This is a genomic window from Kaistella pullorum, assembly GCF_014837035.1.
GTDB lineage: Bacteria > Bacteroidota > Bacteroidia > Flavobacteriales > Weeksellaceae > Kaistella > Kaistella rhinocerotis.
In genome coordinates this window covers 473,325-485,506 of sequence record NZ_JACSPS010000001.1, presented here as the reverse complement: position 1 = coordinate 485,506, position 12,182 = coordinate 473,325, and the positions used below count along the sequence as shown (strand labels likewise).

10 protein-coding genes are annotated in these 12,182 nt (G+C 44.0%); 5 read left to right on the top strand and 5 right to left on the bottom strand.

All coding sequences use genetic code 11. The features are described 5' to 3' along the window. Positions 1-118: 118 nt before the first annotated feature. Positions 119-385 (top strand): hypothetical protein, encoded by a 267-nt coding sequence (locus H9628_RS02300; protein ID WP_251832497.1) that lies wholly within the window; start codon positions 119-121, stop codon positions 383-385. A 117-nt stretch (positions 386-502) separates the two neighbouring features. Beyond that, the gene (gene scpA / locus H9628_RS02295) at positions 503-2,620 is read left to right on the top strand and encodes a methylmalonyl-CoA mutase (RefSeq protein WP_251832496.1); all 2,118 of its coding nucleotides are present in this window, start codon (positions 503-505) and stop codon (positions 2,618-2,620) included. 311 nt (positions 2,621-2,931) lie between these two features. Here the strand turns inward: scpA and sufD are convergent, their stop codons facing one another. The 4 genes from sufD to H9628_RS02275 all read right to left on the bottom strand — a co-directional run bounded on the left by sufD (position 2,932) and on the right by H9628_RS02275 (position 6,945). After that, complete coding sequence (gene sufD / locus H9628_RS02290) at positions 2,932-4,242, bottom strand: Fe-S cluster assembly protein SufD (protein ID WP_251832495.1); 1,311 nt, start codon at positions 4,240-4,242, stop codon at positions 2,932-2,934. Between the two features lie 99 nt (positions 4,243-4,341). Further along, entirely contained in the window at positions 4,342-5,085 is a 744-nt protein-coding gene (gene sufC / locus H9628_RS02285; RefSeq protein WP_251832911.1) for a Fe-S cluster assembly ATPase SufC, read from the bottom strand. A 75-nt stretch (positions 5,086-5,160) separates the two neighbouring features. Then, complete coding sequence (gene sufB / locus H9628_RS02280; RefSeq protein WP_251832494.1) at positions 5,161-6,609, bottom strand: Fe-S cluster assembly protein SufB; 1,449 nt, start codon at positions 6,607-6,609, stop codon at positions 5,161-5,163. A 6-nt stretch (positions 6,610-6,615) separates the two neighbouring features. Then, complete coding sequence (locus tag H9628_RS02275) at positions 6,616-6,945, bottom strand: HesB/IscA family protein (protein WP_251832493.1); 330 nt, start codon at positions 6,943-6,945, stop codon at positions 6,616-6,618. 138 nt (positions 6,946-7,083) lie between these two features. Here H9628_RS02275 and H9628_RS02270 point away from each other — a divergent pair, with 138 nt between their 5' ends. The 3 genes from H9628_RS02270 (at position 7,084) to H9628_RS02260 (ending at position 11,596) form a co-directional block, all read left to right on the top strand. Then, positions 7,084-7,893 carry a GLPGLI family protein gene (locus H9628_RS02270; protein WP_251832492.1) on the top strand — a complete coding sequence of 270 codons (810 nt, stop codon included), beginning with the start codon at positions 7,084-7,086 and terminating at the stop codon, positions 7,891-7,893. Between the two features lie 516 nt (positions 7,894-8,409). Beyond that, complete coding sequence (locus H9628_RS02265) at positions 8,410-11,097, top strand: TonB-dependent receptor domain-containing protein (protein ID WP_251832491.1); 2,688 nt, start codon at positions 8,410-8,412, stop codon at positions 11,095-11,097. A gap of 22 nt (positions 11,098-11,119) precedes the next feature. Next, positions 11,120-11,596 carry a hypothetical protein gene (locus H9628_RS02260; RefSeq protein ID WP_251832490.1) on the top strand — a complete coding sequence of 159 codons (477 nt, stop codon included), beginning with the start codon at positions 11,120-11,122 and terminating at the stop codon, positions 11,594-11,596. Between the two features lie 54 nt (positions 11,597-11,650). Here H9628_RS02260 and msrB read toward each other — a convergent pair whose 3' ends face one another. Next, complete coding sequence (msrB, locus tag H9628_RS02255; protein WP_251832910.1) at positions 11,651-12,139, bottom strand: peptide-methionine (R)-S-oxide reductase MsrB; 489 nt, start codon at positions 12,137-12,139, stop codon at positions 11,651-11,653. Between the last annotated feature and the right edge of the window lie 43 nt (positions 12,140-12,182).

Here is a 12,182-nt window from a genome sequence, read left to right as displayed (position 1 = left end):
ATCGTAATAAGCAAAAATATGGGCGTTAGCCCATTTTTTTGTGCCGTATAATGATTTCGATATAAATATTGGTAATTCGCCAAATTGTTTATATTTGCAGTCATTAAAATTTTATCTTATGAAAAAATCAATCTTCATGGCGGCGGCTTTCGCAGCAGTAACGCTAATCTCTTGTAAAAAAACTGACACTACAGCAACTGACGTTAACGCTGATTCTGCTGATGCAGTAGTAGTAGTGGATGCAGATTCACTTCCGGTAATGTCTGACTCAAGCGCAGTAGATAACGCTTTGGATTCTACAGGTGCAGCTATCAAAGACGGTGCTAACGAAGTGAAAGATGCGGCTAACGACGCAACTGATGGCGACGGAAACATCACAAAATAACCTGTTCTCAGGATATTTTTAAAGTCTTTCTTCGGAAAGACTTTTTTTATGCCAATATCCGGCCTACGCGAACATACCAAAATTCGTAACTTTACGCTTCAAATAAATCCTTCAAAAATGCGCCGTAAAATCAAAAATACAGAACCAGACTTCTCACCTAAAAGCACCGCCAGGGAACTTTACTTTTTTGAGAAGGACGGCCTGGAGATGAAGTCTCTGTACACCGCTGAGGATTCACGGCAATTCACAGAGAAACAGTATTCTGCTGGCATCGCACCGTATCTGCGCGGACCTTATGCGACGATGTACGTTCAAAAACCCTGGACAATCCGCCAGTATGCAGGTTTTTCAACAGCTGAAGAGTCCAATGCTTTTTACAGAAGAAATTTGGCGGCGGGTCAGAAAGGACTTTCCGTGGCTTTTGATCTGGCGACCCACCGCGGTTACGATTCTGATCATCCCCGCGTGGTAGGAGACGTGGGAAAGGCCGGTGTTGCTATAGATTCAGTAGAAGATATGAAAATTCTGTTTGATGAGATTCCGCTGGATCACATTTCGGTTTCTATGACGATGAACGGTGCTGTGCTACCCATTCTGGCTTTCTATATCGTTGCCGCGGAAGAGCAGGGCGTTTCCCATGAAAAACTTTCAGGAACTATCCAGAATGATATCCTTAAGGAATTCATGGTGCGGAACACCTACATTTATCCGCCCACGCCTTCAATGAAGATTATTGCTGATATTTTCGAATATACATCCACGAACATCCCGAAATTCAATTCGATATCTATATCAGGTTATCATATGCAGGAAGCTGGTGCAACGCCGGTCCTGGAAATGGCTTATACACTCGCAGACGGGCTTGAATATGTTCGCACCGGAATTAAAGCCGGAATGAAAATCGATGATTTTGCTCCGCGACTTTCATTCTTTTGGGCGATAGGGATGAATCACTTTATGGAAATTGCTAAAATGCGTGCTGCGCGCGTCATTTGGGCTGATCTTCTGCAGCAGTTTAATCCGAAAAATCCAAAATCACTGGCGCTCAGGACGCATTCTCAAACTTCCGGCTGGAGCCTTACGGAGCAGGAACCCTTCAACAATATCACACGCACCGCAATCGAAGCACTGTCTTCGGCTTTGGGGGGCACACAGTCGCTGCATACCAACGCACTGGATGAAGCGATCGCGCTACCTACGGATTATTCAGCTAAGATCGCGAGAAATACGCAGCTTATCCTTCAGCACGAAAGTGGAATTTGCGATGTCGTGGATCCTTTTGGCGGCAGTCATTTGGTAGAAAGTCTTACGCAGAAAATGATTGAGGAGGCGATGAAATTCATCAGTGAAGTAGAAGAAGAAGGCGGAATGACAAAGGCCATCGAAGCAGGAATCCCCAAGATGCGTATTGAAGAAGCTGCTGCCAGGAAGCAGGCGAAAATCGACAGTGGTGAGGAATTCATCATCGGCGTGAATGCTTTTAAATCTTCACAGAAACAAATGGATCTCGATATCCTGGATATTGATAATTCCGAGGTGCGCAGAAAGCAGGTTGAAAGACTCAGCGAAATAAAATCAAACCGAAACAGCGACGATGTTGCAGAAATCCTCGATAAGTTGAAATCTGCCGCAGCGAACAGCGACGGAAATCTGCTCGAAATCTGTATAGAAGCCGCGCGCAGACGTGTCACTCTGGGCGAAATGAGCGACGCGATGGAAGAAAGTTTCGGACGCTATAAAGCGAACATAAGAACAATACAAGGTGTTTATGCGATGAATGCAAGTAAAAATGAATATTTCAGCAGAGCACTGGAGCTTACACAGAAATTTGAAGATCAGGAAGGAAGGAGACCACGCATTATGGTGGTGAAAATGGGCCAGGACGGACATGACCGCGGGGCTAAAGTAGTGGCGACGGCTTTTGCTGATATGGGATTTGATGTGGATGTGGCACCTTTGTTCCAAACGCCGGAGGAAGTGGCGAAACAGGCGGTGGAAAACGACATTCATATACTGGGCGTCTCGTCTTTAGCAGCCGGACATAAAACTTTGGTGCCGCAGGTAGTGGAGGAACTTAAGAAGTTAGGCGCTGATGATATAAAAATTGTGGTGGGCGGCGTAATCCCCCAGCAGGATTATGAATTTCTTTATCAGAATGGTGCCGATCATATCTTCGGGCCCGGAACCAATTTGCCTAAATCGGCATGTGAAATCTTGGAAGAATATTTAAATTAAGACAAAAACTCCCCTTTAATAATTCATTTTAGTGGAAACATGAGGCCTAAGGCAGTACCTTTGAGGTCTAAAGCCCTCATTTTAAGGTTTTAGGCTTTAAATGTAATGTCTTAAACCCTAATACTGCTGTCTTAATAAACATCTGCGCAATTTTAAACAGCAGCAACGTTATCTTAGCATTCAGAAGCGCTGTTTAAGCCAGCGGTGTGATGGTATTAGACCCTAAAACAGGGCTTAATCACACTGACGCAGAATTCAATAAAAAAAAACGGGCTGCAGTGCCCGTCTTCTGTTCTGTAATGTTTAGCGTATTATTCGAACTCACTTTCTACGCCAAGTTTTTCAGCCAATAAATTCGATATTTTTACTTTGAGAGGCTCAATATCAATATTTTGAATGGCATCGCTCGCAAATGCGAACAGCAGAAGTGCCTGCGCTTCTTTCTTCGAAATACCGCGCGCGCGGAGATAAAATAGCGCTTCTTCATTCAGTTGCCCCACGGTACAGCCGTGCGAACATTTTACGTCATCTGCAAAAATCTCAAGTTGCGGTTTGGTGTCAATAGAGGCACCTTCATCGAGCAAAATATTGTTGTTTTGCTGGTAAGCATTGGTTTTTTGAGCAATTTTGTCCACGAAAACCTTTCCGTTGAACACGCCGCGGGATTTGTCTTTATAGATTCCCTTGTAGTTCTGGTAAGACTCGCAGTGCGGTGTGTTATGATGCACGGCGGTGTGATGATCGGCCAGCTGCTCGCCACCGATGATCGTGATTCCGTTCATGAATGAATTGATATTCTCGCCATTATGAATGAAATCGAGGTTGTTACGTACGAGTTTTCCGCCGAATGTAAACGTGTTTACAGTGGTTTGGCTGTCTCGCTCCTGCTTCGCGAACGTATGATCGATCATGTAAGAATTGTCGCTGTCGTTCTGCAGCTTGTGCCAATCTGCTTTCGCGTTTTGGTAGGTGAAAATTTCAGTTACAGTGTTTGTAAGAACGAAGTGGTCGTCAAAATTGTGATGACTCTCAATGATTTCCACTTTTGAACCTGCTTCTGCAATGAGCAGGTTCCGCGTATTGTAAAACGTGTTATCGTGCTGATTATGTGAAATATAGAAAACATGAATGGGTTTCTCGATTACCACATTCTTTGGAACTTTAAGAAAAAAGCCTTGTTTGCAGTATGCGCTGTTCAGGTTGGTGAACGCGAGATTTTTGGCCGCAATCTTATCAAAATATTTTTCAAACACTTCTTTGTGCAGCGGATCATTCAGCGCATAGTTGAACGACAGAAATTCTACATTTTCGATGCTGATTTTCGAGAGTTCCTTATTTAAAATCCCGTTTACGAAAACTACACGGTCAAAATTTTCTTCGCCTAAAAGCAGATCGTCTAATTTTTCTTTCGGGAAATTATACGCTTCGCTGGGGAAGAAATTGTAGTTTTTCTCAGTGATTTCCCGCAGGTTGGTGTATTTGTATTCCTCATCTTTTCTGGTCGGAAAACCGTACTGAAAGAATCTCTGCAAAGCGGAAGTCCTGTCTTTATCTAGAAACCTGTGTTTCAGAGTTTCAAGGAAAGCTGCGTGATTATTTTGAATATTTTCTAATAAAGCCATTTTTAACTGGAGATTTGAGGTTTGAATCCGATGAATTCAGCCTGGTGCAAATCCGAATTTTATCTGTTAACGTTTAGAAATGTGGTTAATGACTTCGGCCTAGTTCAAAAGCCAGTCATAACCTCTTTCTTCGAGCTCCAACGCAAGGTTTTTGTCGCCGGTCTTGATGATTTTTCCGCCTGCCAAAACGTGCACGAAATCGGGCTGGATATAATCTAGAAGCCTTTGGTAATGCGTGATGAGTAATACCGCATTGTTTTCATTGCGGAATGAGTTTACACCGTCAGCAACGATTCTAAGCGCGTCGATATCGAGACCGGAATCGGTTTCATCCAGGATAGCCAATTTAGGATTCAGCATCATCATCTGGAAGATTTCATTTCTTTTTTTCTCACCGCCGGAGAAGCCCTCATTAAGTGATCTCGAAAGAAAATCACGCTTGATGCCTAATTTTTCAGAGTTTTCACGGATCAGCGCAAGCATTTCCTTTGCCGGCATATCTTCGAGTCCGTTTGCTTTGCGTGTTTCGTTCAGGGCTGCCTTTATGAAATTCGTTACAGAAACACCCGGAATCTCTACCGGATACTGAAACGACATGAAAACCCCTTTGTGTGCGCGTTCTTCCGGCGCGTCTTCCACGATATTCTCGCCACGGAACAGGATTTCACCTTCTGTGACTTCGTAATCTTCCTTTCCGGCGATTACAGATGAAAGTGTTGACTTCCCTGCGCCGTTTGGTCCCATGATGGCGTGAACTTCGCCCGGATTTATCTGAAGGTTTATCCCTTTTAAAATTTCTACGCCGTCTTCTATTTGTGCGTGTAAGTTGTTGATTGCTAGCATAATAATTTTCATCAACGCAGCAGCTTAATTTAAAACTGCACCGTTTGCTTTTTAGTTTTTAAATAATCTGTAATCTTAGCCGACACTGCCTTCAAGTGATATTTCCAACAGTTTTTGTGCTTCAATGGCAAATTCCATCGGTAATTTGTTCAGTACTTCCTTCCCGAAACCGTTGACGATCAGTGCAATTGCTTTTTCAGTATTGATGCCGCGCTGGTTGCAGTAAAAGATTTGATCTTCCCCGATTTTCGAGGTTGTCGCTTCGTGTTCCAATTGTGCACTTGGGTCCTTAATCTCAATGTAAGGGAAAGTGTGCGCGCCACATTCGTTGCCCATCAGAAGTGAGTCACATTGCGAAAAGTTTCGCGCGCCTTTCGCAGACGGCATTACTTTCACGAGACCGCGGTAAGAGTTATTTGATTTTCCGGCGGAAATACCTTTGGAAATGATCGTTGATCTGGTGTTTTTGCCGATGTGGATCATTTTCGTGCCCGTATCAGCGAACTGATGGTTGTTTGTCACCGCGATCGAATAGAACTCACCGATTGAGTTGTCGCCTTTCAGGATGCAGCTCGGATATTTCCACGTCACAGCAGAACCGGTTTCAACCTGGGTCCACGAAATTTTAGCTCTTTTTTCACAGACGCCACGCTTGGTAACAAAGTTGAAAACGCCACCGTTTCCTTCGGAATCACCCGGGAACCAGTTTTGTACTGTGGAATATTTTATTTCGGCATCATCCATCGCGATTAGCTCTACCACAGCGGCATGGAGCTGGTTTTCATCACGTGCCGGCGCCGTGCAGCCTTCAAGATAAGATACATAGCTTCCCTCGTCAGCGATTAGTAATGTTCTTTCGAACTGGCCTGAACCTGATTGGTTGATTCGGAAATAAGTGGAAAGTTCCATCGGACATTTCACACCTTTCGGAATGTAGCAGAAACTGCCGTCTGAAAACACCGCCGAATTTAGCGCTGCATAGAAATTATCGCCGCGTGGAACCACTTTGCCGAGGTATTTTCTCACAAGATCCGGATGTTCCTGGATGGCTTCCGAGATTGCGCAGAAAATAATTCCTTTTTCCTTGAGTGTTTCCTGAAACGTTGTCTTTACTGAAACTGAGTCGATTACGATGTCCACCGCGACGCCAGCCAGCCTTTTCTGTTCTTCGATGTTGATCCCCAGCTTCTCAAATGTTTTCAAAAGTTCCGGATCTACTTCATCAAGACTCGCCAATTCAGGTTTTTTCTTCGGTGCTGCGTAATATCGGATGGCCTGAAAATCCGGTGATTCATAACGAACGTTTGCCCAGGTAGGCTCATCCATTTTTTGCCAGATCCTGAAAGCTTCAAGTCTCCATTCGGTCATCCATTCCGGCTCATTTTTTTTAGCCGAAATCATCCGCACTACATCTTCATTCAGCCCGACAGGGAAGTCCTCGTATTCAATGTCGGTTTCCCAACCGTATTCGTATTTCTGGTTTTCAAGATCGACCCTCAGGTCGTCTTCTGTATATTTTGACATAATATTTTATAAACTGAAAGATTCACCACAACCGCAGGTTCTGTTTGCATTCGGGTTGTTGAATATGAAACCTTTACCGTTGAGGCCGCCGGAATATTCCAAAACAGTTCCGGCTAAATATAGAATCGACTTTTTTTCAATGATGATCTTGATCCCGTTATCTTCAAAGACCTGATCGGAATCTGACCGCTCACTGTCGAACTTTAAAACATATTCCAATCCCGAGCAGCCGCCACTTTTCACGCCCACTCTTATATAGTCTTCAAAAGGCCGGAATCCATCTTCAGTCATCAACTGAATCGCTTTTTGCTTTGCCTGGTCGCTTACCTTAATCATTGTTTTTATTTAGACTTATTTTAGATTGCAAAATTACGCAATATATAATGAATAACAAATTAGGGTCTACAGATTTATCTATTGCAGCGATAGGATGAGCTTGATTTAACTAACCTGGAAAATTTAAATCAAAAAACTATGAAAAAATTCCTACTGCTCGCACTTTTCTTCTCGGTACAAAGTCTTTCGGCACAGGCCGCGCGCTTTATTTATCAGGTTTCAATGAAGCTTGATTCCACACAGCGCGGTGACATTAAGACTGAAACCGCAATTTTGGATGTTTCCCCTGTGAAATCGGTTTTCTTTGCCGAAAAAAGAATCCAGCGCGATTCGGTTTTTGCACGTGCTCGCCAAACCGGCGGCTCCGGATTTGACCGTTCACAGATGGAAAATCTCCGCTCAAATATGGATTATGTTGTAGAAAAAGATTTTGCAAACGGAACGAAGACATTTACCGGCCGAATTGCGCGAAACCAGTATTCTTACACCGAAGACCGGCCGTTGGAGTGGACGATTTTGCCTGAAACTGCCACCATCGGTGCATACAAAACACAAAAAGCTGAAACACAGTTTGCAGGCAGAACCTGGTACGCATGGTTTGCGAACGAAATTCCGTTTCAGGACGGACCGTACAAGTTTTCGGGACTTCCAGGACTTATCGTGAAAGTGGAAGATTCAAAGGGCGATTATTCTTTTGACCTTAAAGAAACGCGCAAGGTTGACGAAATTCAGAATGTGAGTTCGCAAGGAAATGTACTGAAAATCAGCCGCGAGGGTTATGAGAAGCAGCTCGAGAACTACCGGAAAGATCCTGTAGCTGCTATGCAGGCGGGTAGAGCGCCGGGTCGTGGCGGAGCGGGGAATCAGGATCCCAACCGACGTCGGCAAGTCGAGAGCAGACTTAAGGATGAAATTCAAAAAAACAACAATCCAATTGAGCTAAAGTAGTTGATGTGATACCAATCAACATTTTAAAAATCTGTTATTGATTTAAAATTGCTAATTTTGCTCCCACGTGTCAAAGTCACTTAAAATATTTTTAATTGTACTTGGGTTGGGAATTTTTGTTTTGCCTTCCCAAACACTTTTCGCGCAGGAAACTGAGCAATGCTGTGACGCGTCCCAAAATCAATCTGAATGTTGTGATACACAGACTTCGAAACCTTGTCACGACAGTTCACACAAAAAAAAATCAGACAAAAACAATTGCGGAAACGATTGTGCAAACTGCCACTCGTGCGTTGTGAGCATGGTTTTCACATCCCTTTCCCCGGAAAATGTGCTGGAAGATATGACGGTTTTCGTATCAAACGAACCGATTTATCCATCGAAAGTTCAGTTTTTCACCTCTCTTTTTCATTCGATTTGGCAACCGCCGAAACTCGCTTAATTTATTGCTTTACAGCCTGAAGAATATTCTTTTAGGCCATTTTATATATATAAATTAACGAATTTCAATAGAAAATGAAAATTTTATTTAAAAGCTTTCTGGCTTTTACCCTTTTATTTACCCAAATTTTATTCGCGCAAACGCTTAATTCAACTTTTAAAGTAAAAGGCGAATGCGGAATGTGTAAGGAACGCATTGAGACGACTGCCAAAAAAGCAGGCGCCCAAACAGCAAACTGGAGCGCGGAAACCCAACAGCTTACCGTAGAATTCGACCCGGCAAAAGTAACTTCGGATGCTATTTTAAAGCAAATTGCCGCAGTAGGTCACGACAATGAACGTTTCAGAGCTCCCGATGCCGTATACGACGGGCTGCCGGGCTGCTGCCACTATGAAAGAACACCTTCTTTCCCGAAAGTTTCTGAAACTGAACATGCTTCATCTACCGTTTCGCAAGCGCCATCCCTAAAGGAAAACAATCAGTTTTACGTCCGGGGAAACTGCGTGTCATGTAAAAACCGGATAGAAGCTGCCGCAAAGAGTGCGGGCGCAGGTTCTGCATTTTGGGATCCGGAAAAACAGATTGTGACTTTGGATTTTGATGAGTCTAAAACATCTGCAGATGCGATTTTAAAGAAAATTGCGGATGTAGGTCACGACAACGAAAAATATACCGCATCTAATGCCGTGTACGATGCTTTGCCCGGATGCTGCCTTTACGACAGAGCTTTACCGCTAGGCGTAAAAAGTTCACTGGTACATATGGAGGAAGCTCCGGCGCGAAAAGATTTTACGCAACATGCTGACCATGTTGACAAAACCATCGAAGAGGTGAAAGTGGTTCGGCTTGGCGAGGCGACAGCTTTAAACAAAAAAGAAACCGGCCTCACCTTCAACATCAGTTCAAAAGAATTGCTGAAAGCGGCATGTTGCAACCTTTCAGAAAGTTTTGAAACCAACGCAACTGTGGATGTGTCATTCAGCAATGCGGTTACGGGAACTAAACAGTTGAAGATGTTGGGCTTAGACCAAAAATACACGTCGCTGACGAAAGAACTTTTACCTTCAATCCGTGGACTTGCATCTCCGTACGGAATGAATCTAATTCCGGGCCGGTGGATTGGTGGAATTCAACTTACAAAAGGTGGAAGTACGGTCACGAACGGCTATGAAGGCATCACGGGTCAGATCAATACGGAACTTTTAAAGTTTAAGGATCAGCCGGAATCAGCTGTAAATGTTTTCGGTGACATCAATTCAAGATTTGAAACCAACATTACGACAACGAGCCTGCTTTCCGAACATTGGAACCAAACCATTCTGCTCCACGGCAACGCTACACTGGCAAAAATGGATACAAATGATGATGGCTTTCTGGACCAGCCGACCGGCAACCAAATAAACGCGGCATATCTTTTAAATTATAATGGTCTCGATCATAATGGTCTCGGCACGCATTTCGGGATCAGTTTTGTGAAAGACGAACGTTTTGGTGGACAGACGAGTTTTGATAAAAACCTCGACCGCTCACAGCAAAGCGCGTACGGCGTGGGTATCGATATTTCAAAATTTGATATCTGGAACAAAACCGGCTATGTTTTTAAAGGTAAACCTTACCAAAGCATCGGTTGGATGAACCAGTTTACCTACCATGAGCAAGACAGCTTCTTCGGAAAGCGAAATTACCTTGGAAATCAGAAAACGTTTTATTCAAACCTTGTTTTTGAAAGTATTTTCGGCAATACGAACCACAAATACAAAACCGGCGCAAGCTTTCTGTACGACGCTTTTGATGAAGATTACTTGACGCAGAATTTTCAGCGAACCGAAACAGTGCCTGGAATTTTCTTTGAATACACGCTGACAGGGCTGAAATATACTTTGGTGGCCGGTGCCAGGACCGATTTCCACAATTTAGCCGGCACGCAGTTTACACCACGGCTTAATTTTAAATATGACCTTTTTCCAAAAACAATCCTGAGGCTTTCTGCGGGCAGAGGCTTCCGTACAGCGAATGTTTTTGCTGAAAACCAACAATATTTTGCTTCGAACAGACAGATTGAAATCACTCAGAACGGCGGCGATATTTATGGCCTAAAACCTGAAATCGCGTGGAATTATGGCCTAAGTCTGCAGCAGGAATTAAAACTGTTCAACCGAAAAGCAACATTGGTGGCCGATTTTTTCAGAACCGATTTCCAGGATCAGGTTTTGGCGGATCTTGATCTGTCGCCGAACAAACTTGTGTTTTATAATCTTGAAGGGAACTCATTCGCGAACAGTTTCCAGACGCAAATCGATTTTGTGCCGGCAAAAAATCTCGAGCTGCGGCTGGCCTACAAATATTATGATGTACAGGCTGATTATGAGGGCGGAAGAAGAGAGATTCCGTTTATGGCTAAAAACCGAGGCTTTTTCAATGCTTCTTATGCAACCGAAAAAACTGATAAAGGTGCTTTCTGGAATTTTGATACAACTGTGCAAATTGTTGGTCCACAGAAACTTCCAAATCTGAATGCAAACCCGGCCGAATTCAGACTGCCGGAATATTCTGCTTCTTTTGCGACGCTTAACGCGCAGATTTCGCGCAATTTCAATAAAAATATTCGTGTATATTTGGGCGGAGAAAACCTCACAAGCTACACGCAGGAAAGGCCGATCATTGATGCAACCAACCCTTTCGGAAATTATTTTGACGGTGGAATGGTTTACGCGCCGATCATGCCGGCAAATATCTACGCAGGCTTTGACGTTTCTTTTTAATGACTAAATCCAAATACCGAAAATGAAGAGATTACCTTTTTTAATGATTATTGCGGCTACCGTACTTCTGTCATGTGAAGCCAAAAAGTCGAACGAAGTTCAAGCCCAGTCTGCGGGTCAAGCTGCTACTGATTCTACAGCGAGCGCTCAAAACTCTACTGCGCTGCCTGATCAGCAAGTGGCCGAAGTAAACGAAGGTTCACAAGCCAATGCAGGTGCAAAACCGGCCTTGAATCCTCCGCACGGCGAGCCTTATCACCGTTGCGATATCCAGGTAGGTGCGCCGATTGACAGCCCAGCGCCTGTGCAACCTGTGGCACCGCCGGTGGCAAGTCCGCAGGCAAACAGTTTCAATACAAATCCTATCCAGCCTTCTGTTTCGGCACCGGCACCGTCTGTCTCTTCGAGCGCCGCCATCGGTCCAAAACCGGCTGTGAATCCGCCGCATGGCGAACCGCATCACCGTTGTGATCTTCAGGTTGGCGCGCCATTAACGTAAACTTTGACTATTTTAAAACAAAAAAATTGCGGAACCGAATCAGTTCCGCAATTTTTATTTGCTTTCAGAGTCACCTACAAATTCCAGGCTTACCGAATTCATACAGTAACGCGTTCCGGTAGGTGGCGGACCGTCATTGAAAACGTGCCCGAGGTGTGAGTCGCAGCGTTTGCAGACGACTTCAATTCTTTCCATTCCAAATTTGGTATCGCGGTGGTAGGCAACACCTTCTTTGTCGGCTTCAAAAAAACTTGGCCAGCCGCAAGTGGACGAAAACTTAGAATCTGAACGGAAAAGGTGGTTTCCGCAGACGATGCAGTAATATTCGCCAAGCTCGTCAAACTCATTGTATTTTCCGGTGAAAGGTCTTTCGGTATCAGCCTCGCGCGCGATGGCGTACACCTCCGGCGACAGTATTTTTTCCCATTCAGAATTAGGAACATTAAGCTTCGTACGGTCAGTGCGCGAATAGTATGGATTGTTTTTTGTGGTTGAATTTTCCATTTTTGGGGAGTTTTCGGATTTTTTGATCTGTGTACACATCTGCAAAGACATAAGTACCAGAATTGTGATTAAAACTTTCATA

What these genes read in the sequence shown, in the direction of transcription:
- H9628_RS02300 (WP_251832497.1), top strand. Translation starts at nt 119, where the DNA reads ATGAAAAAATCAATCTTCATGGCGGCGGCTTTCGCAGCAGTAACGCTA.
- scpA (WP_251832496.1), top strand. Translation starts at nt 503, where the DNA reads ATGCGCCGTAAAATCAAAAATACAGAACCAGACTTCTCACCTAAAAGC.
- sufD (WP_251832495.1), bottom strand. Translation starts at nt 4,242, where the DNA reads ATGGCTTTATTAGAAAATATTCAAAATAATCACGCAGCTTTCCTTGAA.
- sufC (WP_251832911.1), bottom strand. Translation starts at nt 5,085, where the DNA reads ATGCTAGCAATCAACAACTTACACGCACAAATAGAAGACGGCGTAGAA.
- sufB (WP_251832494.1), bottom strand. Translation starts at nt 6,609, where the DNA reads ATGTCAAAATATACAGAAGACGACCTGAGGGTCGATCTTGAAAACCAG.
- H9628_RS02275 (WP_251832493.1), bottom strand. Translation starts at nt 6,945, where the DNA reads ATGATTAAGGTAAGCGACCAGGCAAAGCAAAAAGCGATTCAGTTGATG.
- H9628_RS02270 (WP_251832492.1), top strand. Translation starts at nt 7,084, where the DNA reads ATGAAAAAATTCCTACTGCTCGCACTTTTCTTCTCGGTACAAAGTCTT.
- H9628_RS02265 (WP_251832491.1), top strand. Translation starts at nt 8,410, where the DNA reads ATGAAAATTTTATTTAAAAGCTTTCTGGCTTTTACCCTTTTATTTACC.
- H9628_RS02260 (WP_251832490.1), top strand. Translation starts at nt 11,120, where the DNA reads ATGAAGAGATTACCTTTTTTAATGATTATTGCGGCTACCGTACTTCTG.
- msrB (WP_251832910.1), bottom strand. Translation starts at nt 12,139, where the DNA reads ATGTGTACACAGATCAAAAAATCCGAAAACTCCCCAAAAATGGAAAAT.